At 58.9% G+C, this 23,278-nt stretch carries 21 protein-coding genes and 1 pseudogene; 19 read left to right on the top strand and 3 right to left on the bottom strand.

Annotated elements, in window-relative coordinates; all coding sequences use genetic code 11:
- The first annotated feature begins 74 nt into the window (after positions 1-74).
- From rsxG to gloA, 4 genes are read left to right on the top strand one after another with little or no spacing between them, the layout of a single operon-like run.
- Positions 75-707: an electron transport complex subunit RsxG gene (gene rsxG, locus ACB042_RS01675; protein ID WP_005359614.1), complete on the top strand. Its 633-nt coding sequence runs from the start codon at positions 75-77 to the stop codon at positions 705-707.
- Between the two features lie 15 nt (positions 708-722).
- On the top strand, positions 723-1,484 hold the full coding sequence (locus tag ACB042_RS01670; protein WP_371177647.1) for an electron transport complex subunit E: 762 nt from the start codon (positions 723-725) through the stop codon (positions 1,482-1,484).
- Between the two features lie 13 nt (positions 1,485-1,497).
- Positions 1,498-2,139: an endonuclease III gene (gene nth, locus ACB042_RS01665; protein WP_371177646.1), complete on the top strand. Its 642-nt coding sequence runs from the start codon at positions 1,498-1,500 to the stop codon at positions 2,137-2,139.
- 56 nt (positions 2,140-2,195) lie between these two features.
- A complete protein-coding gene (gene gloA / locus ACB042_RS01660; RefSeq protein WP_005347113.1) occupies positions 2,196-2,609 on the top strand; it encodes a lactoylglutathione lyase in 414 nt (137 codons plus the stop codon).
- Positions 2,610-2,695: 86 nt separating this feature from the next.
- Here gloA and ACB042_RS01655 read toward each other — a convergent pair whose 3' ends face one another.
- Positions 2,696-3,571 carry an OmpA family protein gene (locus ACB042_RS01655; protein ID WP_005337611.1) on the bottom strand — a complete coding sequence of 292 codons (876 nt, stop codon included), beginning with the start codon at positions 3,569-3,571 and terminating at the stop codon, positions 2,696-2,698.
- A 224-nt stretch (positions 3,572-3,795) separates the two neighbouring features.
- On the opposite strand from ACB042_RS01655, the gene ACB042_RS01650 reads away from it, so the two are divergent.
- From ACB042_RS01650 to ACB042_RS01635, 4 genes and pseudogenes are all read left to right on the top strand, one after another.
- Positions 3,796-4,761 (top strand): autotransporter domain-containing protein, encoded by a 966-nt coding sequence (locus ACB042_RS01650; RefSeq protein WP_371177645.1) that lies wholly within the window; start codon positions 3,796-3,798, stop codon positions 4,759-4,761.
- Between the two features lie 623 nt (positions 4,762-5,384).
- A complete protein-coding gene (locus ACB042_RS01645; protein WP_371177644.1) occupies positions 5,385-5,924 on the top strand; it encodes a hypothetical protein in 540 nt (179 codons plus the stop codon).
- 87 nt (positions 5,925-6,011) lie between these two features.
- Positions 6,012-6,395, top strand: a complete 384-nt coding sequence (locus ACB042_RS01640; RefSeq protein ID WP_371177643.1) for a hypothetical protein — start codon at positions 6,012-6,014, stop codon at positions 6,393-6,395.
- An 80-nt stretch (positions 6,396-6,475) separates the two neighbouring features.
- Positions 6,476-7,516: pseudogene (locus ACB042_RS01635) on the top strand (IS481 family transposase).
- A 223-nt stretch (positions 7,517-7,739) separates the two neighbouring features.
- On the opposite strand, the gene ACB042_RS01630 reads toward ACB042_RS01635, so the two are convergent.
- Positions 7,740-8,789, bottom strand: coding sequence for a porin (locus tag ACB042_RS01630; protein WP_371177642.1), 1,050 nt, complete (start codon positions 8,787-8,789; stop codon positions 7,740-7,742).
- Positions 8,790-9,183: 394 nt separating this feature from the next.
- On the opposite strand from ACB042_RS01630, the gene dinG reads away from it, so the two are divergent.
- From dinG to ACB042_RS01615, 3 genes are all read left to right on the top strand, one after another.
- The gene (gene dinG / locus ACB042_RS01625) at positions 9,184-11,256 is read left to right on the top strand and encodes an ATP-dependent DNA helicase DinG (protein ID WP_371177641.1); all 2,073 of its coding nucleotides are present in this window, start codon (positions 9,184-9,186) and stop codon (positions 11,254-11,256) included.
- A 142-nt stretch (positions 11,257-11,398) separates the two neighbouring features.
- A complete protein-coding gene (locus ACB042_RS01620) occupies positions 11,399-12,058 on the top strand; it encodes a DUF2057 domain-containing protein (RefSeq protein ID WP_058056075.1) in 660 nt (219 codons plus the stop codon).
- Between the two features lie 181 nt (positions 12,059-12,239).
- Positions 12,240-13,136, top strand: coding sequence for a histone deacetylase (locus ACB042_RS01615; RefSeq protein ID WP_371177640.1), 897 nt, complete (start codon positions 12,240-12,242; stop codon positions 13,134-13,136).
- A 135-nt stretch (positions 13,137-13,271) separates the two neighbouring features.
- Here ACB042_RS01615 and ylqF read toward each other — a convergent pair whose 3' ends face one another.
- The gene (ylqF, locus tag ACB042_RS01610) at positions 13,272-14,222 is read right to left on the bottom strand and encodes a ribosome biogenesis GTPase YlqF (RefSeq protein WP_005334061.1); all 951 of its coding nucleotides are present in this window, start codon (positions 14,220-14,222) and stop codon (positions 13,272-13,274) included.
- Positions 14,223-14,545: 323 nt separating this feature from the next.
- On the opposite strand from ylqF, the gene ACB042_RS01605 reads away from it, so the two are divergent.
- From ACB042_RS01605 to ACB042_RS01570, 8 genes are all read left to right on the top strand, one after another.
- Positions 14,546-15,943 (top strand): alkaline phosphatase, encoded by a 1,398-nt coding sequence (locus ACB042_RS01605; protein WP_120414554.1) that lies wholly within the window; start codon positions 14,546-14,548, stop codon positions 15,941-15,943.
- 11 nt (positions 15,944-15,954) lie between these two features.
- Complete coding sequence (locus tag ACB042_RS01600) at positions 15,955-17,346, top strand: alkaline phosphatase (protein WP_371177639.1); 1,392 nt, start codon at positions 15,955-15,957, stop codon at positions 17,344-17,346.
- A 72-nt stretch (positions 17,347-17,418) separates the two neighbouring features.
- Positions 17,419-18,105, top strand: coding sequence for a hypothetical protein (locus tag ACB042_RS01595; protein WP_371177822.1), 687 nt, complete (start codon positions 17,419-17,421; stop codon positions 18,103-18,105).
- A gap of 82 nt (positions 18,106-18,187) precedes the next feature.
- Positions 18,188-18,925 carry an ABC transporter substrate-binding protein gene (locus ACB042_RS01590; protein WP_139732384.1) on the top strand — a complete coding sequence of 246 codons (738 nt, stop codon included), beginning with the start codon at positions 18,188-18,190 and terminating at the stop codon, positions 18,923-18,925.
- A gap of 245 nt (positions 18,926-19,170) precedes the next feature.
- Positions 19,171-19,566 carry a nucleoside diphosphate kinase regulator gene (rnk, locus tag ACB042_RS01585; protein ID WP_005334070.1) on the top strand — a complete coding sequence of 132 codons (396 nt, stop codon included), beginning with the start codon at positions 19,171-19,173 and terminating at the stop codon, positions 19,564-19,566.
- 193 nt (positions 19,567-19,759) lie between these two features.
- Positions 19,760-20,350: a transcriptional regulator UhpA gene (gene uhpA, locus ACB042_RS01580; protein ID WP_005334071.1), complete on the top strand. Its 591-nt coding sequence runs from the start codon at positions 19,760-19,762 to the stop codon at positions 20,348-20,350.
- Positions 20,347-21,867 carry a signal transduction histidine-protein kinase/phosphatase UhpB gene (gene uhpB / locus ACB042_RS01575; protein WP_019445271.1) on the top strand — a complete coding sequence of 507 codons (1,521 nt, stop codon included), beginning with the start codon at positions 20,347-20,349 and terminating at the stop codon, positions 21,865-21,867. The genes uhpA and uhpB overlap by 4 nt, the downstream gene beginning before the upstream one ends.
- Positions 21,868-21,888: 21 nt before the next feature.
- The gene (locus tag ACB042_RS01570) at positions 21,889-23,223 is read left to right on the top strand and encodes an MFS transporter (RefSeq protein WP_371177638.1); all 1,335 of its coding nucleotides are present in this window, start codon (positions 21,889-21,891) and stop codon (positions 23,221-23,223) included.
- Positions 23,224-23,278: the final 55 nt, after the last annotated feature.

The raw sequence follows: 23,278 nt of genomic DNA, 5'->3' as shown, positions 1-23,278 counted from the left end.
CCCGAAAGTGTATGGAGCCCGTCGCCAATGATGTTTCTGCCCTTTTCCACCATCACAGCTGACGGAGCCCGGACATGTTAAAGAGCATGCGCAAGAACGGCCTTATTCTGGCGATGTTCGCGCTGGGCTGTACCGCGCTGGTGGTACTGACCAACGAGCTGACCAAGGATAAAATCGCCCACCAGCAGCAGCTGGAGAAGCAGCAGACCCTCTCGGTATTGCTGCCAGAGGGGAGCTATGACAACGATCTGGTGGCCAGCTGCAAGCAAGTCACCAGCAGGAAGTATCTCGGCAGCGATCAGCCGCAGGCTCTCTATACCGCCAGCAAGAATGGCGTGGTGACCGGCTATGCGCTGGAGGCGATCGCGCCGGATGGTTACAGCGGGGCTATCCGCATCGTGGCGGGCTTTGATGCCAAGGGCACCATCACCGCCGTGCGCGTGCTCGCTCACAACGAGACCCCGGGCCTGGGTGACAAGATCGAGCTGAAGAAATCGGACTGGATCAACAGCTTTGCCGGAAAATTCCTGACCCATGACAACGAGCCCCAGTGGGCGGTGAAGAAAGATGGCGGCGAGTTCGATGCCTTTACCGGCGCCACCATCACCCCGCGAGCCGTGGTCAAGGCGGTGAAAAACCTGCTTAAACTGCAGCAGGAGCAACCCGAACTGCTCAGCAACGCCCCGGCTTGTCCGGCGGCGAACTAACGGAGTCGAGCCATCATGAACCAGATGGAACAGATTGAAACGGGCGCAGCCCCGATTGCCGAGCTGGAAAGCCGCAAGGGCGAGCTCAAGGAGCTGATGAGTCAGGGGCTGTGGAAGAACAACCCCTCGCTGGTGCAGGTGCTGGGGCTCTGCCCTACCCTCGCCGTCTCCTCCACCTTTACCAATGCGCTGGGGCTGGGCCTTGCCACCATGGCGGTGCTGGTCTGCTCCAACCTCGCCGTCTCGCTGGTGCGCAACTGGGTGCCGAAGGATATTCGCATCCCGGTCTATGTGATGATCATCGCCTCGCTGGTGACCAGCGTACAGCTGCTGATGAACGCCTACACCTATGGCCTCTATCAGGCGCTCGGCATCTTTATCGCCCTGATCGTCACCAACTGCGTCATTATCGGCCGCGCCGAGGCCTATGCCTCCAAGAACCCGCCGCTGCTGGCGGCCCTCGATGGCCTGATGATGGGCCTTGGCTTTACCCTGGTGCTGCTGGTACTGGGCGGCATGCGCGAGATCATCGGCATGGGCACCCTGTTTGATGGCGCCGAGCTGCTGCTGGGCGAGTGGGCCAAATCCCTGCGCGTCGAGCTGTTCCACGCCGATGCCAGCCTGCTGCTGGCGATTTTGCCGCCGGGCGGCTTTATCGGGCTGGGGCTGCTGATCGCCGCCAAGAATGCCATCAACGACTGGCGGGACCGCAAACAGGCCGCTACCGTAGCCCACTGCAACGTTGCCCCGGCTCGCGTCCGGGCGACCGAACTATGATCGGACGCCTAGCATGAACAACCAGAAACGCAGAGAGATCCTGGAGCGACTGCGGGAAAATAACCCCCACCCCACCACAGAGCTCAACTTCAGTTCGCCGTTTGAACTCCTGATCGCAGTGCTGCTCTCGGCGCAGGCGACCGATGTCAGCGTCAACAAGGCGACCGACAAGCTCTATCCGGTGGCCAACACCCCGCAAGCGATGCTGGATCTCGGGGTGGACGGGCTCAAGGAGTACATCAAGACCATTGGCCTGTTCAACACCAAGGCCGAGAACGTCATCAAGACCTGCGCCATCTTGCTGGAGCGCCACGGCGGCGAGGTGCCGGAGAACCGCGAAGCGCTGGAAGCCCTGCCGGGCGTCGGTCGCAAGACCGCCAACGTGGTGCTCAACACCGCCTTTGGCTGGCCCACCATCGCCGTCGATACCCATATATTCCGGGTATCCAACCGCACCGGCTTTGCGGTGGGCAAGAACGTGGATCAGGTGGAGGAGAAGCTGCTTAAAGTGGTGCCCGCCGAGTTCAAGCTGGATGTCCACCACTGGCTGATCCTGCACGGGCGTTACACCTGTCTGGCTCGCAAGCCCCGTTGTGGTTCCTGTATCATCGAGGACTTGTGCGAATACAAAGAGAAGGTCTATCCAGAAAGCTGATGGCCTCACAACCGAGATTGAAAGCAGTACACATCACCAACCCGGAGAACTGAGCAATGAGAATTCTGCATACCATGCTGCGTGTCGGCGATCTGCAACGCTCCATCGACTTCTACACCCGCGTCCTTGGCATGAAGCTGCTGCGCAAGAGCGAGAACAGCGAGTACAAGTACACCCTGGCCTTCGTCGGTTACGGTGACGAGAAAGATGAAGCGGTGATCGAGCTGACCTACAACTGGGGGGTGAGCGAGTACGAACTGGGCTCAGCCTACGGCCACATCGCGCTGGAAGCGGACGACATCTATGCCACTTGCGATGCCTTGCGCGCCGCCGGTGCCAAGATCACCCGCGAGCCGGGCCCGGTCAAGGGCGGTACCACCGTGATCGCCTTCGTCGAAGATCCGGACGGTTACAAGATTGAACTGATCGCCAAGAAAGATGCCGGTACCGGCCTGGGTGACAGCTTCTAAGCTACCCGACTCCCGCTGCTGGATGGCAGGATCAAAAAAGAGCGCATCTGCGCTCTTTTTTATGCTCGTCTGATTGGACTGCCGGGCTAGATCTCGCCATTGCGCCCCATGCTGATCACCACTCGCCGGTTCTTGGCACGACCCTGTTCGGTTTCGTTGGAGGCGACGTGCTGCTTCTCGCCATGCCCCTCCACCGAGATCTTGCCGGGATCTATCCCCAGATCGACAAACACCTTCTTGATGGCATCGGCCCGCTTCTCGGAGAGTTTCAGGTTCGGCCAGCGGCCGCCATAGCTGTCGCTGTAGGCATCGATCACCACCACGTCGATGCTCTTGTCCGCCTTGATAAACTCGCTAATCATCGCCAGCCGCCGCTTGGAGGGGATGGAGAGCTGATCGCTATTTTTGTCGTAGGTGAGCACGCTAAAGGCGATGTCGTTGAAGCTGTAGGGCAAGAGCCCGCTCAGGCAGTCGATAAAGGCCTGATATTTGACCCGAAAGTTGACAGACGAAAGCGATACTCGCACCGCACGGTTTTGGCGATACCAGTCCCGATACTGGAAAGTGGGCATTCGTCCCCCCTCCAGCTCATCGAGCATGGTCCAGGCGGTTTGCCCCTCCACCAGCCCATCGAACTGCTGATAGAAGCGCAGTTGACTCACTTCTCGCCCGGCTATCCCCGGGCGCCATACCGGCGGCATGATGCCAAGACTCACCGTCTGGGTCTGGGCCTGCGGCCGCTTGCCCTTGAGCTCAAAGTCGAGGTTTATCTTGCGACCAGCACGGCTGACAAAGGCCCCCGTTCCCCAGTTGGGAATAGGGTGCTCGAGGCGACACTCAATCTGGGTATCGGAGGTCAAACGCCAGACGGATTGATCCAGACCGGCACCAAATTCGGTGACCCCAGCCTGTAACTGCATACTCACGGATATGCTGACCAACCCCAACACCCAAGCGTTCAATTGCTTGTCCTCCACACGATCTCACAAGAGATATCGGCGGCAAGAGGCCAAGCTTTAGCGACAAACTGCAAAGGCGTGCCGTTGGTGTGGCAAAGGCTTGCCCCCAAGCGGCAACCGACCGCAAGCTGCGCTTATTCCCCCCCTCTTAGCTCCGTGCCAACCGGCGGGAAGCTCGCTACAGTAAAACCAGGGCAATCAGACGCCGCTTATCGGGAACCAAACTCATGCACCGCTCTTGCTCCTCTTTATTGCAGATGTTGTTGCCAATGCTGCTGGCGCTATCCGGCAGCACCGTCAAGGCCGCAACACAGGATCAGGAGTGGGCACAGGAGCGCGCCAATGCGGTGCTCTCGCTGATGACCTTCACCGTGGTGCCCGACATCACCGCCAGCAACCTCGATATCGGAAGCGGCACCAATCAATCTGCCGCCCTCAACATGACCCAGATCGGTGGCGGCGCCACCATGAGCGAAGCCGTGCCCATCTATCTGGAAGGGGCGATCGGCTTTAGCCGCTACGATCCCCAGTTTGTGGTGAGCAACGGCACAGAGAGCCGCACCCTCCCGACCAAATGGAACAGCCTGACCGCCTCTGGCGGGATCGGCTGGGATATCGCCCTCCATGAAGACCCGCGCGGTGGCCACTGGGTGCTGCGCCCCATCGCCAACGTCTCGCTCGGTACCATGGCCAGCGATCTGCGGATCGGCAACTGGCTGCTGGAGCGCACCAAGGGCTACTCGCTGGATTTTCTCGATGGTGGGCAGCTCAATATGTACGGACTGGGAGGCTCGCTGATGCTCGACTACGAGCTCTTTTCAAAGGCGCAGGATATCGATGTCGAAGTGCGCTACTCCTACCAGCACCTGCAGAGCTTTGGCGGCACCTCGACCAGCGTCCGTGGTCACGCCGAGGCGGAGAACCTCGGTCTCTATCTGCGCCGCCGGGCCCCGCTGTTTGACTGGACCCTGCTCGACAGACCGGTGCGCTATGTACTGGAGGGGGCCCATACCGCATATCTGGGGGAGCAGCGGGGGTTGCTTGGCTTTGACTCCCTCAACTCTATCGGCGCGGGTCTGGAGCTGGACAGCAGCAAGTACGACATCATAGTCACCCGTACCCGACTGGTTGCCCGCTATATGTTCAGCCACAACACCAGCGGTTATTCCATCGGGTTGGCCATGAGTTTCTAAGTCGTTATATTTTCCTGCCACGAGTGGGCAATCCTCAGGAAAAGTACATTAACAATCCAGATAATCATGCCTCTATTGATGGAGGGTTTATTTATCCTGACCCTTTCATATGCCTCACCACCCAGTCATATCAGGTAAAAATATCCACCTGCTGGCAGGCTAATTCCCCACCTCGCACACCGAATATTGGAGTTTTTGTCTGTGTATTTACGGTGCGCAATGGCTGATTGGCCATTGATATCGCCAACCTGTGCCCGCTTGCAACAGAAAAAATACCAAACGCCCAACATCATAGACCGATGGCCAACTTTATCGATGCCCATAAGGAACCAACTCGGAGACCCCCCATCATTTGCACAGTGACCAAAAACCAACCTAACCCATTGTTTTAAATGGTTTATAGTTTTTCATATTTTATGAATCCAATTAATCCTGTTTTATTTTACTTACATCACCAGACTGCTAAATTTGGCGTCATCCCGGCAGGACGAGGCGCACTGAAACGACTGACTGCGGGCTACCGATAACAGGTGTGCAATGAGCACAGAAATAACGTTCAGGCATAGCAACCGTTATTTTGACGACATCACACTTGCTGAACCTTGTTGATTTGAGGTTATCTGATGAAAAAAACGCTGCTTGCTCTCTCTGTATTAGTCATGACCGGAACCGCATATGCAGGGGTGCCTGATTTATCCGCCAGCTGTCCTGGACATATTAATCTTCGCGTCGAAGATGGCACGGCTTATATCAATAACCAGCAAGTTCCACTTAAAAAAGTGAATTCAAATTTCTACGAGGCGAGCAAGGGGCGCACCACCCTCTCCATGGTGAAAAATGGCGACTGGGGCATCACCTATTTTGTCAAAAATGGCGACAGCGGCGCCTGCCAGCTCAATGACGATGAGAACGATGACGACGGCGATGATGAGAGCGCCAACAGCAGTGCCTACAACGGCAGCACTGCGCAAACCAAGGTTGCCGAGAACGCCTGCATGAACGCCGTCGCCAGAAAAGCGGGCGTCAGCCGCAGCAAACTGACCCTCGACTATGTGGCCGACTCCCAGGCGGGGATGATGATTGATATCAAAGGGCCCCATGACCGGCTCTGGCACTGCCTCACCGACGCCCGCGGCCATATTTCTGGCATCAATCAGGACTGATTTCGAGCCACGGCTCAACGGGGCCCACACCGACCGTGGGGGCTCCACCCCTTATCCATTGCAATTATTTGATACAGGTAAATGAAGATGAAATCCAAACAGACTCTGCTCAATGTCACCCTCGGTTGCCTGCTGGCGGTCGGTATCTCCGGCTGCGCCTTGGCCAAAACCCATCACGGCCACAAGACCCATGCCCAAGCGCACGCTCAGGAAGGGGCCGTGCAGTATGGCGACGAGAGCCCGTGGGCTGGCAACTATAAAGCGGTTACTGACGATGGCCGCACCGTGGCAGAAATTCACGTCGATACCACAGGGGAGACCTATATCGACGGCAATCAGGTCAAACCAAGCCACAGCGGCAGCGACTACCTGAAATTCAAGCAGGAGACCATCACTTACACCCTGCGCAAAAGCGGTGCCAGCTGGAAAGACAGCGATGCCGGCACCAGCGGCCGCATCCTGTTCGATTGATAATCCCGACACCGGCCTTGCCAGACACCAAGCCCCGCCAAGGGGCTTTTTTGCACCTGCAAAATACTATCAGCCTCTGCATGATCACCAACGAGAAAGTAGCACGTCGCAAACTCAGCCTGCTAGAGCTTGCCAAGGAGCTCAATAACGTCAGCAAAGCCTGCAAGCTCATCGGCTACAGCCGTCAGCAGTTCTACGAAATTCGCCGTAATTACCAGACCTATGGCGCCGAGTGATTGCTCGACAAATTGCCTGGCTGTAAAGGGGCTCATCCCAATCGGGTCGCTCCCGAGATTGAACAGGCCATCCTCGATTACTCCCTCACCAGACCAACTCAAGGCCCGCTGCGGGTCGCGCAAGAACTGGCTCTGCAAGGCATCAATGTCAGTGCGGGCGGTGTGCGTGGCGTGTGGCAACGGCACGACTTGCTCTCTAAACACGACCGCTTGCTGCGCCTTGAGAAAACTCACTGTGAGCAGACCATTGAGCTCAATGACGAGCAAATTCGCCTGTTAGAGCGATTCAGTCCCGAGTTCCGCGAACGCCAGATTGAGGTTCACTACACCGGAGAACTGGTGGCGGTCGACACCTTCTTCGTCGGCGCGCTCAAGGGGGTTGGCAAGGTGTATCTACAAACCGTGCTGGACTGCTACAGTCGCCACGCCTGGGGAAGGCTCTACACCAGCAAGCTGCCCATCACCTCGGTACATGTGCTCAACGAAACGGTGCTGCCATTCTTTGAAACCCACGAGGCACGGGTCTACACCATCCTATCGGATAACGGACGTGAGTTCTGTGGGCGCCCAGACCATCATCCCTACGAGCTGTTTCTGCAACTGGAGGGGATTGGGCACCGGACAACCAAGGTACGTAGGCCGCAAAGCAACGGCTTTATCGAGCGGCTGCATCGCACACTGCTGGATGAACACTTCCGAATCAAGGGGAGGACGACCTGGTATTAGTCGGTAGAGCAGATGCAGACAGACTTGGATAGCTATCTGGTGCACTACAACACCCAGCGGCCACATCAGGGCAGGATGATGGAGTGTCAAACCCCCTACAGCATGTTCAAGAAGGGTCTGAAATTGATACCGAAGGAAGTGCGCTCTAAAGTAGCGTAAACAAGACACCGGTTTGAGGCCGGTGTCAGGTGATAACTAGATCTGTACAAATTAACCGAGACCGGCAATTTGCCAACTATCACTAGAAATTACAATCCGGCGATTCACCAGAACTCAGTTACGCAATAGCAATGCAGCCAAAAAGAAAATGGCCGAGATATCATCTCGGCCATTCGTAGCTTGGTCAAAGACTCAAGCCTGGATATTACTCATGTGCAACTTATTAGAAGTTGTACTGCAGAGCAACAGTCCACTCGTCGTCATGCTTCTCGATACCCTGGATCTTGTACTCGGTGTAAGCTTTCAGCTTCGGAGTGAAAGCGTACTGAACACCCAGCAGGGTCTCGTCAACCAGATCCTTGTAAGTAGAACCGGCAGCTTGAGCGTTGGCCTTGCCTTCTTTGAAGTTGTAGCCAGCCAGGAAGGTCCAAGCATCTACGTTGTAAGAAGCAGCCAGCTCGTAACCACGGCCGTCATCTTTCAGACCCAAGCTCTTGTTCTTCACTTCGCCTTCAGTGTAAACACCAGCGAAGTAGAAACCATTGATAGCGTAGTGCGCGCCAACAGCCCACTCGTCTTTCTTACCAGTCTGACCGTTAACTTTGTTTTGCAGGTCGGAGTAGGCATAACCGGCGTTGAAGCCCAGGCCGAAGTCAAAATCGTAACCGGCGGCAACGGCATAAGCTTTCTTACGCTTAACGTCGGAACCAAAGATGGCATCTTCTTTGACCTTCTGACCAACGTCAGTGATCTTGACCGCTACGTCGTCATTGGTTTGGTAGGAAACTTTACCTTTGAAACCACCGAAGGTGTTGGAGTAGATAACCTGGCCTTCCTGACGACCGTCATAGAAGTTACCCGCATCGCCCCACTCGTTGAAAATATCGGTCGGCTCGAGTACGTCGTAGAAAGCAGTGTCGGTCTGACCGAAGATGATTTTACCGTACTGGGTGCCGTCAAAGCCTGCATAGATATGACGAGCATCGAACTTGCTAGACTTACCGTCACTGCCCTTGTCGGAGTTTTCAGCAGCAACTTGCCACTCGGTCTTGGCGATACCGGACCAGGTGTTGTTCAGAGCAACTTTACCGGACCAGCCCAGACGGGAAGAACCAATCAGCTCGCCATCGGTATCATCGTGCTCACCGTAGTAGTTAGCCTGTACACGGCCGTATACGTCGAAAGTGGTACCGTCTTTGTCATAGATCACCGCGGCGTTAGCGGCGGATGCAAACAGAGCCGGAATGGCAATAGCCAGAATTGTCTTTTTCATAGTTTCCAATGCCTACTGTAATTAAACACTAAGTTGTTGTTATTCCCTGTGTTAGCGATGTTCTTTGCATCACTATGCCGCCGAGACTAGCACCGGATTTTTTGAACCGCAATGAAAAAACTTGGAACTTTTTACGCAAACCATAGTCATGGAGGCAAAAATGTGAGCCAAGTCTCACCTGACGGCAAGGTAAAAGGAAAACGTTTACAATGAATCCTGCTGATTATTTGGACTCAAATAGTCTATTTTGCATGCAAATGACGCTAACTACCTGATAAACAACCAAAGTGGTCTGATCAGCGTAAAACTCCGTGATAATGGCTGTTGCCTCGACCTCACCGAGGGGTTGCGGGTATCCTTGTCCTTCGATTAACCCCTAACTGGCCTTCTCTTCATGCTCTCTACTCGCCTCAAAGCAACCATTCGTCAAACCTATCGCCAGATTTCGGATGGATTACCCGGTTTTGTGCCGCGCAAAGAGCAGAACTTTCTGGTGGCCGAGATAGCCAAAACCCTGACCGGCGAGTACGACAAACAACGCCGTATTCTGGTTGCCGAAGCGGGTACCGGTATCGGCAAATCCCTCTCCTATGCGCAGGGCGCCATTCCGGTGGCGCGACTCACCCAGAAGAAGCTGGTGATCTCCACCGCCACAGTGGCCCTGCAAGAGCAGCTGATCCACAAAGACCTTCCTTTTTACCACCGCCACAGCGAGCTGCCGTTTCGCTTTATGCTGGTCAAGGGGCGTCAGCGCTACTGCTGCGAGCATCTGCTGGAGCAGGCAGCCAGTGGCGCCGAGATGGCCAACTTCGAGCTCGACTTTGGCAGTCTGAGCAAATCCAAACCATCGGACAGCGACAAGGATCGCTACCAGGCGCTGTGGCAGGCCTACACCAATGGCAAGTGGGACGGGGATCGGGACAACTGGCCGGAGCCCATTCCCGACACTTGCTGGGATCGCATCGCCGCAGACCGCCACACCTGCAACAAGGCGCTAAGCCATCACCAGCACTGCCCCTTTCATCGCGCCCGCAACGACATGGAGAGCGCCGATGTGCTGGTCGTCAACCATGCACTCCTGCTCTCCGATCTCACCATGGGCGGCGGCATCATTCTGCCGCCCCCTGATGAGTGCATTTATGTGCTGGATGAGGCCCATCACCTGCCCACCATCGCCCGGGATCACGGCGCGGCATCGGCCAGCGTCAAAGGCTCGCGCCGCTGGCTGGAGAAGCTGGTACAAAGTGCAGGCAAGCTGGCGCGGACGCTTAATAAGGAAAGCCTGCTCGACCCCCAACTCAAACTGCAGGATGCGCTGGCCTCCATCCAGCCCGACCTGAAGGCGGTCGAGCAGTGGCTCAGCGCCAACGATCGGCTGTTTGGCACGGAACCCCACTACCGCTTCGTCGAAGGGGTATTGCCGGATCCCCTGCCCATGCTGGCGGAGAATCTCAAGGAGTCGAGCAAGAAGGCGCTGCGGGCGCTGGATCGGATGCAGGGGGCCATAGGTGAAGCGCTGAAAGATGGCGAGATCCGCCGCCAGGAGGCCGAACCCCTGCTGGCCGAGAGCGGTTTTCATCTGCAACGGCTGGAGAGTTTCTGCGCCCTGTGGGAGATGCTGGGGCGCCATGTGCCGACCGGCAAAACCCCGCTCGCCCGCTGGATGGCCAAGAGCGATGACGGCGATATCTGGCTGCACGCTTCACCGATAGAGGTGGGCTATCTGCTGGAGGAGTGGCTCTGGTCGAAATGTTTGGGGGCCGTGCTGGTCTCCGCGACCCTCACCGCCCTCTCTTCCTTTAGCTATTTTCGCCATCAGGTGGGGCTCAAGGAGCACGACGGTACCCGCTATCTGCGCCTGCGCTCCCCCTTTGACTACCAGAAAGCCGAGCTCTATCTGCCCAAGATGGAGCACGAACCCAACTCACCAGCCTTTACCAATGAACTCATCAGCGTGCTGCCACGTATTCTGGCGGGCAAGGAGGCTAGTCTGGTGCTCTTCTCCTCCTACCGCCAGATGAATGAGGTGGCTGTTGGCTTGCGAGCCAAGGGACTGTCACTGCTGGTACAGGGGGAAGCCTCCCGCAATGCCCTGCTCACCCTGCACAAACAAAAATGCGATGGCGGTCAGGCCAGCATCCTGTTTGGTACCGGCAGCTTCTCGGAGGGGCTGGATCTGCCGGGTCACTATCTCACCAATCTGGTGATCACCAAACTCCCCTTTGCGGTACCCAACTCACCGGTCGAGGAGGCCACCGCCGAGTGGGTGGAGCAGCGAGGAGGCAACCCCTTTCTGCAACTGACGGTGCCGGAGGCATCGCGCAAACTGATCCAGGCCTGTGGCCGCCTCATCCGCAAAGAGGCCGATCGGGGGCGGGTCACCATTCTCGACCGGCGTCTGCTGACCAAGCGTTATGGCAAGGGGTTGCTCGACGCTCTCCCCCCGTTTACACGGCGGATCGAATAAATAAGTCGGTCGCTATTGACAAATAAACTGACAGCAGCGCGAACATCGACCACCAGAAAGAGCCATTGCCGCAGTAGGCCAAACCTGTAAAAATGAGCCCCTGTTTTCAGTGGGCAATCGCCTGACTGTTCAAGGAGATGAAATGAAACTGACTGTTCTGGTACCGGCGCTGGCTGGTCTGTTGTGGGCCGGTAGCGCCCTTGCTGATGCCCAATTGGAAGTGACCACCCCGTATGTCGTCCAGCTGATCGATGGTCAATCCATCAACCCCAAGCTGCTCGACAAAACCAGCACCTTCCCCCTCTCTGCCGGCAAACACCAGTTGGTCGTCGCCTTTGAAGGCAACTACTCCAGCCGTAACGAAATCAAGCTGGTGACCGCCGAGCCGCTGGTGCTGAACTTCACCGCCGCCGACAATCAGCAGCTGGTGCTGGACTATAAAAAGCCCCGCAACGAAGCCGAAGCCAAGCAGTTTGTCAAAGAGCAGAAAGTGGCGCTGAAAGACAAGGTCAGTGGTCAGCAAGTGAGTAGCGAACAGTTCGTGATGCCGAAAGTAGAAGGCTTCCAGCTGACACGTGACTATCAGCAAGAGCTGATCAACATGGGGAAAGCCTTCAACCAGCCCAAAGCAGTGGCAGTCTCTTCTGCTGCCGTAATGGCTGCCGCCAGCGCACCGGTTCAGGTTGCCCCCAGCAAGGCTCAAAGCAATCCGGAAGCGCTGACCCAGTTGCAAAACTGGTACAACAAGGCCGATGCGGAAACCCGCAAAGCCTTCCAAATCTGGGTTATCCAGCAGCAATAAACCGAGCTGAAATATTGACTGAAAGGGGAGCCAAGCTCCCCTTTACCATATCCTGCGGTCTCACTCACGACGCGTCTTGATTTATACGCTGCCACTTCCCCTTTATATAGGGAGTGTATATATGGATTCATCTGCTGATTTCATATATAGAAAGCGCCACCTTGCTAGGGAGAATGGCACCATGTCGTTGCGCATTTTCTATCACCCTCTCTACTCCTCCCTGACGCTACCCGAGCGCCATCGCTTCCCGCTGGCCAAGTATCAAGGGCTGTTTGAACGCCTGCAGGTGCAGGGTTACCCCCTGGGCGAAGCGCCGTCGGCCACCCGGGAGCAAATCTGTCGCATTCACGATGCCGATTATGTCGCGGCGGCCCTGAACGGCCAGCTGGCAGATCGCGCCATCCGCAAGATCGGTTTTCCCTGGTCACCCATGCTGATGGAGCGCACCTTGCGCTCGGTGGGTGCCACCGTTGCCGCCAGCCGCCATGCTCTTGAGCAGGGCTGCGGCTTGCAGATCTCCGGTGGCTACCACCACGCCCATCGGGATCACGGCAGCGGTTTTTGTCTGTTCAACGATCTGGTGATTGCCGCGCAGGTTTGCCTCGACGAGGGGCACTGTGAACAGGTGCTGATCGTCGATCTCGATGTGCATCAGGGAGATGGCAGTGCGACCCTGTGCGCCGGACGGCGCGATATCATCACCCTCTCCCTCCATGGGGAGCACAACTTCCCCCACCACAAAACCACCTCTCACCTCGACTTTCCGCTGCCAAGCGGCATGACGGACGATGCTTATCTCACCACACTGCAACAGGCACTCTCACTGGCACTGCGCCTCTATTCGCCGGATCTCATCTTCTATCAGGCAGGCGTCGATGTGCATCATGCCGACGAGCTTGGTTATCTCTCCCTGAGCGATGAAGGGGTTCGCCTGCGCGATGCCATGGTTTTTGACTGTGCAATCAAGCATGGGTTGCCTGTCGCTGCTGTACCCGGTGGCGGCTATCGCCGCGACTGGCAGCAGCTGATCCCGCTTCATATGTCGCTGTTTGAGACGGCGCACCACCGTTTTGGTTGATGACATGCCTTTATATGTCGGGCATTTCACCAGATAAAACAGAAGAGGCGCCCCTGGGGTCGCCTCTTCGTGTTTCGTCATCGCGGTCACACAAGCTCGCTCATTGTCAGGCAAGCTCGGGACACCTGAGGATAACTATTTCTGACGCTTGCGAGCGTACTTGCGACGGGCGCGGGCCTGACGCTCCTCTTCCCGCTCGGCCTTCTCTTTGGCTTTTTGCTCGGCTTCTGCGGCGGCTTCGACAATCTCAACGCTCACCATCTCTGGCGTCTCCAGCGAGATGCGGCCAAGCAAGCCGGAGCGGAACTCGTTGATCAGGATCTCGGACGCCTTGTGCAGGTCGGCCAGCCCCCCTTTGCGCATAAAGGCCCGCTGGCGGGCGATCATCTCCAGCAGCTCGATCTCGGTCTCGGGCAGCTCGTCAATCTGGTAGCGCGCCTTGATCCGCTCCGGATAGGCCTTGATGAAGTAGTCAGCGGCGAACATGGCGATATCGGCATAGTCGAACACTGTGTCCTTGATGGCAGCTGTGATGGCCAGACGATAACCACAGGAGGGCGGGTTGAGCTTGGGCCAGAGGAAACCCGGGGTATCGGTCAGGATGACGTTGTTATCCAGCTTGATCCGCTGCTGGGACTTGGTCACCCCCGCCTCGTTGCCGGTACGGGCGATGATGCGCCCCGCCAGGGTATTGATCAGAGTGGACTTGCCCACGTTGGGGATCCCCATGATCATCGCCCGCACGCCGCGCAGCTCAAAATTGCGCTCCGGCAGCATCTCGTGGCAGAGAGTCAGCAGTTGCTTGATCTTCTCCGGCTCTTGTTGTGTCAACGGCAGCGCCTTGATCCCCTTCTCTTTTTCCATGTGCGCCACCCACAGATCGGTGATCGCCGGATCGGCGAGGTCCGCTTTGTTCAGCACCTTGATCACCGGGGTATCACCACGCAGCTCGGGCACCAGCGGGTTTTCGCTGGAGAAGGGGATGCGGGCATCGAGCATCTCGATGATCACATCGACCTGGGGCATGACCTCGGCAATCTCCTTGCGGGCCTTGTGCATGTGACCGGGGAACCAGTTGATGGACATATCCGTTACTCTCTGTGGGGGCTGCGGGCGCGCGCATGGAACAACAGGCGCTCTGCCGCGGGCATCGAACGAAGGGGGCGCATTTTACCTGCTGCGGGCCTCTTTTGACAGGTCATTCTAACCATCACCTCATCAAATCAGCAAACCGCCGAGGCGGAGCAACCTTGCCGGAAGCGACCGGACCAACTGGCTCAATTGATAGATAACACATTGATATAGTGTAACATTTTCATCACTTTTTCACACAACCGTCACCGATAGTCAGTAAAAGTGTCATCTGCCCCCTCTAGGCTGCGCTCAGGTTTTACAAGGAGCGAACCCCAATGAGAAAAATGGCAGGACTTGCAGTGATGATCGGCGCCGCCCTGGCTGCCGGCTGCAAATCAGACAATGACACGGTAGCGACCAAGCCCGCAGCCCAACCCACCAACGTCATCTTCTTCCTCGGTGACGGCATGGGCCTCAACACCCTGACGGCGGCCCGCATCTACGGTGTCGGCGAAGAGGGTGATCTCACCATCGATACCCTGCCAGAGACGGCCTTTATCAAGACCTTCTCCCACGATGCCCAGGTCACTGACTCGGCCCCCTCCATGGCGGCCTACATGACCGGGGTCAAGAGCAACAACGGCGTCATCAGCATGGACGGCGACGCCACCTATGAGAGCGACTGCAGCAAGAGCGCCGGCAAGCCGGTGACCACCCTGCTGGAGCTGGCCAAAGCCGATGGCCGCGGTACCGGTGTGGTAACCAGTACCCGGGTGACCCACGCCACCCCGGCGGCTACCTATGCCCATATCTGCAACCGGGATCTGGAAGCGGATATCGCTGCCCAGCTGGCACCGGGCGGCAAAGGCTACAACAGCGCCCTCAAGGAGGGGCTGGATGTGGTGCTCGGTGGCGGCAGCAGCTTCTTCCTGCCCAAAGCTGACAAGGGCAAGCGGGAGGATGGCCGCAACCTCATCAGCGAAATGCAGGCCAAGGGCTACCAGTTTGCCAGCAATCTGGATGAGCTGAACAAGGCCGATGCGGGCAAGCCACTGCTGGGCCTGTTTGGTTCCAGCCACATGAAATATGACCTGGACCGCCCTGCCAGCGAGCCGTCACTGGCCCAGATGACCCTGGCCGCCATCAAGCAGCTCAAGGGCAAAGAGAAGGGTTACTTCCTGATGGTGGAAGGGGGTCGCATCGACCACGCCCTGCACGACACCAACGCCAAGCGGGCGCTGCAGGACACCATCGCCTTCGACAACGCCATCAAGGCTGCTATCGACGAGGTGAAAAAGAGCGACCCCGAGCTGAAAAACACCCTGATCGTGGTCACCGCCGACCATGACCATACGCTCGTGCTCAACGGCTATGCCAAGCGCACCGGCAAGACCACCGCCGACAACCCCGGCGTACTCGGGCTGGTGAAGAACTACGAGACTGGCGAGCCAAGCAAGGATAGCGAGGGCATGCCCTACACCATCATAGGTTTTGGCAACGGCTACAACCGGGTGGATGGCCCGCGCAGCAGCGTCGCCCCGCTCGACGATGCCACCGTCTCCGCCAATGACTACCACCAGGAAGTGGTGGTCAAGGTAGGCGAAATCGGCAACGAGACCCACGGCGGCACCGATGTCTTCCTCGGCGCCATCGGCAAGGGGGCTGACAGCTTCCATGGCTCACTCGATAACACCGCCGTGTTCGGCAAGATCAAGGCTGCGGCCAAGCTGTAAGGAGCACTTTCATGAGCAAACAGATGAACACATCCATCAAGCACACGCTGGTCTGCGCCGCCCTGTTCAGTGCGCTGGGCGCAACCTCCCAGGCACAGGCCGGTGATGCCAAAAACGTCATTCTCTTTATCGGTGATGGCATGGGCCCCACCGTGCTCACCGCCACCCGCCTGTTCAAGGTGGGGGAAGAGGGCAATCTGGAGATGATGAAACTGCCGCGCAGTGCCCGCATCAAGACCTTCTCCAACGATGCCCAGACCACCGACTCGGCCCCCTCCATGGCGGCCTACACCACCGGGGTCAAGATGAACAACGAGGTGATCGCCATGAGCAGCGACACCAAAGCCGTCGCCCCCGGCAAAGACGTCAATGGCAACAAAACCGTCAACAATTGCAGCAGCGATAACGGCAAGCCGGTGCCCACCATCCTGGAGCTGGCCAAGGCGGCAGGCAAATCGGTCGGGGCCGTCACTACCACCGAGCTGACCCACGCGACCCCGGCGGCTACCTACGCCCACATCTGCCATCGGGATGCCGCTTATGACATCGCTGCACAGGCCGTTCCGGGAGGCGCAGGTTTCAACCAGGCGCTGGGAGATGGGGTCGATGTGCTGATGGGCGGTGGTGCCAACCACTGGACTCCATACAGCGCCAGCAACAAGGGCGGTCGCAATGACAACCGCGACCTGACCGCCGAGATGAAGGCGCAGGGGTACAGCTATGTCACCACCCAAAGTGAACTGGCCAAGGTCACCAGCGGCAAGGTGCTCGGTCTGTTCAACAGCAAATCCCACCTCGACTACGAGCTGGATCGGGTCGCCAAGGGGGCTGCCAATACCCAGCCGTCCCTCTCCGAAATGACCGCCAAGGCGATCGATTTACTGAGCAAGAACAGTCAGGGTTACTTCCTGATGGTAGAAGGCGGCCGGATCGATCACGCCCTGCACGGCACCAATGCCAAGCGCTCGCTCACCGACGCGGTGGCACTGGATGAGGCGGTCAAGACGGCGCTGGGTAAAGTGGATCTCAACAATACCCTGATCGTGGTCACCGCCGACCATGACCACACCATGACCATTAACGGCTACTCCGCCAAGGGCAATCCGGTGCTGGATCTGGTGAAAAATAGCGATGGCTCGACCCAGAACGACGTGGATGGCAAGCCCTTCACCACCCTGGTGTTCGGTAACGGCCCCAACCGCCCCGATGTGCGCCCGGTCCTCACCAGCGATCAGGTGATGGCCAATGACTACCTGCAGGAGACCGGCGTCAAACTGACATCGGAAACCCACGGCGGCGGCGATGTGATGCTGTTTGCCGATGGCGCCGGCAGCAACCGCTTCAAAGGCACGCTGGATAACACCAAGGTGTTTGGCAAACTGCGGGAGGCGCTCGGCCTGTAAGCAGCAGGGGCCCGGGTGCATCTGAGCAATTGACTCAGCGGCCCGGGCCCCGGCTCTTTCGAGCGACAGATGATGATGCGACTTTTGCTTTCGTTATGGCTGCTTGGCAGCACCCTCGCCTTCCCCCTGCATGCTGACGACACGCCCCCGGATCTCGCCGCCCGGATCAGCTATCACGACCGGAACACCGGCAGCGATGGCATCGCCAGAGAGAGTGTCTGGCAAGAGAAGTGGCTGCGCGTGGGCAATCAGGTGTGGAGCCAGCGGCTCATTCCCCTCCCCCTTGCCCGTGCCTATCACGCCACTCACGACGCAACCCCCGGCCACAAGCACTTTACCCACCAGATGGCGGCCCGCTGGGTCAGCCGCAGTGATGAGGGTGAACTTCAGCTGCGCTATGCCGACAGCTGGCACAACCAGCTGGTTGAAGTGCCGGTGGAAGAGTATGGCCAGGTGGCCTTCAAACCCGACTGGCCGCGGATCCGCCATCTCGTCAACCCGGCGCTGATCGAGGGGATGACCCCGCTGGATGAGGCCGCCCCCAAGCAGGCCCGCTGGTATGAAAAACGCGAAGGGCAGCAACGAACCCGGATTCTCTGGTCGAGTCAGTGGCAGATCCCGCTGGTGGTCGAATCGGCCAGTCTCGACGGCTATCGCAGCTACCGGATGGAGGTAACCCTGCGCAAGCTGCCTGCTCAGCTCCCCTGGCAGCAACTCGCTGATTACGAAGTGCGCGATCTGCGGGATTTCTTCGACTGAGATCCCAACCCCTCAGCGGGCACAACGACAACGCAGGCAGGAATGTTACACTCTGCATATTCGACTCTGGCTCACGACCTTGATGCGCGCTCTCTGCCTGCCCTTTTTTGCCCTGCTGTTATTGCTGGTACACACCGGTGCCCAGGCTATTGTGCTGGTGGCAGCCGAGTTGCCCCCCTATGTCATTCGCTCCTCTCACGGCAAACCAAGCGGTGTCGCCATCGAGATCATGGAAGAGGCTGCGCGGCGCCTTAAAGAACCGCTGACCATCGAGCTGATGCCACTGGCCAGAGCCCTGACTCAGGCTATCCACCGCAAGGATGTGCTGCTGATCCCGCCGGTACGCAGCACTCAACGGGAACACCTCTACTACTGGGTAACACCGATACTCGATGACGATTTTGTCATCGTCAGCGATCGCCGCTTTCATCCTTCTCCCCTCAAAGTGACAGATCTCCCACCGCTGCAGATCGGCACCTTGCGCTACTCCTTCGGTCAGCATCTGCTCAGACAACGACTTAAGCTTGAAAGTGATACCGTGGCCACCGAGAAGCTCAATGCCCAGAAATTGCATCGGGGCCGTATCGATGCCTGGGTGGCCGCCTGGAACGCCATCCTCTACAACCAGCGCCTTGGTGATTTGCCAACCGACCGGCTGGTACGCGGGGAGACTCTGATGCGTACCCAGTTTTATGTCGCCGCCAGCAAGGAGTTCCCCTTCACCGAGGGACGTCGCTGGCAAGCCGTGATAGACGAGATGCGCCATGATGGCACACTGGCGCGGATCATCCGTCAGTACAACTATCAGGCTCCTGAGTAGTCACTCAATCGCGGTTGCCAAGGCCGGCCAGAATGGTTATGGTAGGCCTATGAAAATACTCGCTATTTCCTCGCATTTGCTCACACCCTGCTGAGCCCCCGCCTCGCTCCTTCGGCCGCGAGTCGCTTGGGGGCATGGCATTTTCAATCGATTGAACCTGTTGAATCCATTTTTGTAACACCCTGTGTGATGGCCAACCTGCACCCGCCGGTATGGGCCTATCCGCTATTGATAAGGAATATCTTATGAAACAACCTCATCTGGTTATCTCCAGCCTTGATCTGGACCGTATTGAGCAACTGCTTGGCAACCACCCGCAGCATCTGGCCCTGCAAGAGGAGCTGGACCGCGCCGAGATCCGCGAACCGGCCGACATGCCGCCGGACGTGGTCACCATGAACAGCAAGGTGCGCTTCAAGATGCAGAGCAGCGGCAACGAGTTCTGCCTCACCCTGGTCTACCCGCGCGATGCCAAGGGCGACGAGAGCAACATCTCGGTACTGGCGCCGGTAGGCAGCGCCCTGCTCGGCCTGAAAGTGGGCGACAGCATCGCCTGGCCGGGCCCGGCCGGTCGCACCATCGAGGTAGAAATTCTGGAAGTGGTCTATCAGCCGGAGCGCGCCGGCGAGCTGCACCGCTGAGTCCCCCGGGCTGGTCATCCCCCTGTTGATCAGCCCGCTTGCTCGCCCTTGCCAGCTGATCCCGATCAAGCTTTGCGCACCTTGCCCCCCGGTTTTTAGCCCCTTTTCCTGCTGCTGCTTGAGCCTGACTCGGGGGGCAGGTATCTTGTTGGCCGCGTCATGGTCATGACGCACCGAATTTCAGGCTGACATCATGATAAAAATTGCCCTCATCGACGATCACCAGATCGTCCGATCCGGTTTTGCCCAACTGCTCAATCTGGAGCCAGACCTGCAGGTGGTCGCCGAATTCGGCTCCGCCAGCGACGCCCTTGCCGGCCTGCCCGGCAGCGGGGCGCGAGTCTGCGTCTGCGACATCTCGATGCCCGACCAATCGGGGCTGGATCTGCTCAAGCAGCTCCCCTCCGGTCTGGCGGTGGTGATGCTCTCGGTGCACGACAGCCCGGCCCTCATCGAGCAGGCCTTGCAAACCGGCGCCAAGGGGTTTCTCTCCAAACGCTGCAGTCCGGACGAGCTGATCGCTGCCGTGCGCACCGCCGCCCAGGGGGGGTGTTATCTTACGCCGGACATCGCCCAGAAACTGGCCAGCAGCAGCCGGGATCCCCTCACCAATCGGGAGCGGGAGATTGCCCAGTTGCTGGCACAGGGGCTGGAGGTGAAGGCCATCGCCGAGCAGCTCGGCCTCTCCCCCAAGACGGTGCACGTCCATCGCGCCAACCTGATGGACAAGCTCAAGGTCAGCAACAACGTCGAGCTGGCCCACCGCATGCTGGATAGCTGGTGATCTCCCGTTTTGCCAGCTATGTCGCCATCGCGCTGGCGGCCTGCTTCATCTTTGCCGCCGGCTGGTTTTGCCTCTGGAGCATCAGCCTGCATCTGGCGGGCGGCCCGGCGCTGGCGGTGCTGCTGTTCCCCTTCGGCCTGCGCCTTGGCTTGCTGCTGCAAAGTCCTGGCCACTACTGGCCACCGCTGTTGCTGTGTGAAGGGCTGCTGCTCTACTGGCTCAATCTGGAGGTGGGGCTGCCCCACTGGCCTTGGCTGGTCGCGGGCAGCCTGCTGACCCTGCTACCGCTGCTGATTGCCCGTCGCCAGCAGGTGCGCAACGACTGGCAACAACTGTTGCTGCTGCTCGCCACCGTCACGGCAGCTGCGCTGCTGCAAGCTCTGCTCTGGCATCTGGCCGGGGAAGATGGCCTCTCGGCCCTGCTGCTCAGCCTCACCGGCGGGCTGACGCTGACCTCCACCTGCATGCTGATCTGGCACTACCTCACTCGCGCCACCTGGGTGCCGCTCGGCCCTGCGTTGGTGGATCAGCCGGTGGAGTGGCGCTTTCGCCATCTGGTCTGGTATCTGCTGCTGTTCGTATTGAGCCTCTGGCTGCAACTGGGATTGCCCAACTCGCTGGTGCGCTTTACCCCGTTTTGTCTGGCCATCCCCATCATCGCCATGGCGTGGCGCTACGGTTGGCAGGGGGCGCTGCTCGCCACCCTGATGAACACCATCGCCCTGCTGGCCAGTCAGGCCTGGCACGATCACCCCCTCGATCTGCTGCTCTCCCTGCTGGCCCAGAGCCTCACCGGCCTGCTGCTCGGCGCCGGGATCCAGCGCCAGCGCGAACTCAATCAGGCGCTGACCCGCCAGCTCGCCCATAATCGCCAACTCACCGAGCGGCTGCTGGAGACCGAGGAGAGCATCCGCAAGGAGGTGGCGCGCGAGCTGCACGACGACATCGGCCAGACCATCACCGCCATTCGTACCCAGGCAGGGATCGTGCGCCGCCTCGCCCCCGACAACGCCGGGGTGGGCCAGAGCAGCGCCCTGATCGACACGCTGTCGCTCGGGATCTACGACGCGGTGCGCGGTTTGCTCGGGCGGCTGCGCCCGCGCCAGCTCGACGACATGACTCTTGAACAGGCGGTACGGGCACTGCTGCGGGAGCTGGAGCTGGAGCGTCACGGCATCGTCACCCGGCTGGAGTGGCAGCTGGCGGATGGGGATCTCTCCGATGCCCAGCGGGTCACCCTGTTCCGGGTCTGTCAGGAGGGGCTCAACAACGTAGTAAAACATGCCAACGCCCACTCGGTCACCATTCGCGCCCGGGCCAGCGGCGAGCAACTGCAACTGGTGCTGGAAGATGATGGCCGCGGTCTGCCGGAAAGCCGCCCGCAACAGGGTTATGGCCTGCTTGGCATTCGCGAGCGAGTACAGGCGCTCGGGGGCAGTCTGCAACTCTCCTGCATCCACGGCACCCAGCTGACGGTCAACCTGCCCAGTCGCAGACGGGAGGAGAGTCATGGCTAATCACCACCAGAGGGCCTGCCTGTGCTGAGTTTTATGAGAAGCGCACCGCCCCGGCCCCTTATCCGGGATCAGGCCGAGATCGATGCCACCTATCGCCACTGGCGGCTGCACCTGCTGCTGACCATGTATCTGGGCTACGCGGTCTTCTACTTCACCCGCAAGAGTTTCAACTTCGCCATGCCTGACATGCTGGCGAGCGGCATGCTGGACAAGTCCGATATCGGCATGCTCTGGACCCTGTTCTACATCACCTACGGCTGCTCCAAGTTCTTCTCCGGCATCATCAGTGACCGCGCCAACCCGCGCTACTTTATGGGTGTCGGGCTGATGGCCACCGGCGTTATCAACATACTGTTCGGCCTCTCGTCGGCACTCTGGATGTTTGCCGCCCTCTGGGTCGCCAACGCCTTCTTCCAGGGCTGGGGCTGGCCCCCCTGCTCCAAGCTGCTTACCAGCTGGTATTCGCGCACCGAGCGCGGGGTCTGGTGGTCGGCCTGGAACACCGCCCACAACGTCGGCGGCGCGCTCATCCCTCTTATCGTCAGCACCATCGCCCTGCAACATGGCTGGCGCTACGGCATGATAGTGCCCGGCCTTATCGCCATCATCGCGGGATTGTTCCTTTGCTGGCGGCTGCGGGATACCCCGAGTGCCATGGGATTGCCAACGGTGGGCGAGTGGCGCAAGGACGCCATGGAGCTGGCCCAGCAGACCCAGGATGCGGGGCTCTCCCATCGCCAGATCCTGCGCAAATATGTGCTGGGCAACCCCTATATCTGGCTGCTCGCCTGCTGTTACGTGCTGGTCTATGTGGTGCGCACCGCCATCAATGACTGGGGCAATCTCTATATGACCGAGCAGCGCGGCTTCAATCTGATGAGCGCCAACTCGGCCATCTCCATGTTCGAGGTGGGGGGCTTTATCGGTGCGCTGGTGGCGGGCTGGGGATCGGACAAGCTGTTCAACGGCAACCGTGGCCCGATGAACCTCATCTTTGCGGTGGGGATCCTGCTGGCGGTGGGCTCGCTCTGGCTGATGCCCTTCTTCAGCTACGTGATGCAGGCGGCCTGCTTCTTCACTATCGGCTTTTTCGTGTTTGGCCCCCAGATGCTGATCGGCATGGCGGCGGCGGAGTGCTCCCACAAAAATTCGGCGGGGGCGGCCACCGGCTTTGTCGGTCTCTTTGCCTACATGGGGGCGGCGCTGTCAGGCTATCCGCTGGCCAAGGTGATGGAGATCTGGCACTGGAACGGCTTCTTCGTGGTGATCTCGGTGGCGGCGGGCATCTCGGCCCTGCTGCTGCTCCCCTTTCTCAAGGCGCAGGCACCGAGAACCCCTCAAACGAATGCAGAGTAGCGGGTGGCAGCTGACAAGCTATATCCGGCAAACAGAAACAAACAGGGCGCGGATC

The organism is Aeromonas sp. S13(2024) (assembly GCF_041402405.1).
In the GTDB taxonomy this organism is placed as follows: Bacteria; Pseudomonadota; Gammaproteobacteria; order Enterobacterales; family Aeromonadaceae; genus Aeromonas; species Aeromonas veronii.
The sequence above is the reverse complement of the archived record's forward strand: the minus strand, read 5'-3'. Positions and strand labels throughout refer to the sequence as shown.

Coding starts and splice junctions, on each gene's coding strand:
- rsxG (WP_005359614.1), top strand. CDS start 75: ATGTTAAAGAGCATGCGCAAGAACGGCCTTATTCTGGCGATGTTCGCG.
- ACB042_RS01670 (WP_371177647.1), top strand. CDS start 723: ATGAACCAGATGGAACAGATTGAAACGGGCGCAGCCCCGATTGCCGAG.
- nth (WP_371177646.1), top strand. CDS start 1,498: ATGAACAACCAGAAACGCAGAGAGATCCTGGAGCGACTGCGGGAAAAT.
- gloA (WP_005347113.1), top strand. CDS start 2,196: ATGAGAATTCTGCATACCATGCTGCGTGTCGGCGATCTGCAACGCTCC.
- ACB042_RS01650 (WP_371177645.1), top strand. CDS start 3,796: ATGCACCGCTCTTGCTCCTCTTTATTGCAGATGTTGTTGCCAATGCTG.
- ACB042_RS01645 (WP_371177644.1), top strand. CDS start 5,385: ATGAAAAAAACGCTGCTTGCTCTCTCTGTATTAGTCATGACCGGAACC.
- ACB042_RS01640 (WP_371177643.1), top strand. CDS start 6,012: ATGAAATCCAAACAGACTCTGCTCAATGTCACCCTCGGTTGCCTGCTG.
- ACB042_RS01630 (WP_371177642.1), bottom strand. CDS start 8,789: ATGAAAAAGACAATTCTGGCTATTGCCATTCCGGCTCTGTTTGCATCC.
- dinG (WP_371177641.1), top strand. CDS start 9,184: ATGCTCTCTACTCGCCTCAAAGCAACCATTCGTCAAACCTATCGCCAG.
- ACB042_RS01620 (WP_058056075.1), top strand. CDS start 11,399: ATGAAACTGACTGTTCTGGTACCGGCGCTGGCTGGTCTGTTGTGGGCC.
- ACB042_RS01615 (WP_371177640.1), top strand. CDS start 12,240: ATGTCGTTGCGCATTTTCTATCACCCTCTCTACTCCTCCCTGACGCTA.
- ylqF (WP_005334061.1), bottom strand. CDS start 14,222: ATGTCCATCAACTGGTTCCCCGGTCACATGCACAAGGCCCGCAAGGAG.
- ACB042_RS01605 (WP_120414554.1), top strand. CDS start 14,546: ATGAGAAAAATGGCAGGACTTGCAGTGATGATCGGCGCCGCCCTGGCT.
- ACB042_RS01600 (WP_371177639.1), top strand. CDS start 15,955: ATGAGCAAACAGATGAACACATCCATCAAGCACACGCTGGTCTGCGCC.
- ACB042_RS01595 (WP_371177822.1), top strand. CDS start 17,419: ATGATGCGACTTTTGCTTTCGTTATGGCTGCTTGGCAGCACCCTCGCC.
- ACB042_RS01590 (WP_139732384.1), top strand. CDS start 18,188: ATGCGCGCTCTCTGCCTGCCCTTTTTTGCCCTGCTGTTATTGCTGGTA.
- rnk (WP_005334070.1), top strand. CDS start 19,171: ATGAAACAACCTCATCTGGTTATCTCCAGCCTTGATCTGGACCGTATT.
- uhpA (WP_005334071.1), top strand. CDS start 19,760: ATGATAAAAATTGCCCTCATCGACGATCACCAGATCGTCCGATCCGGT.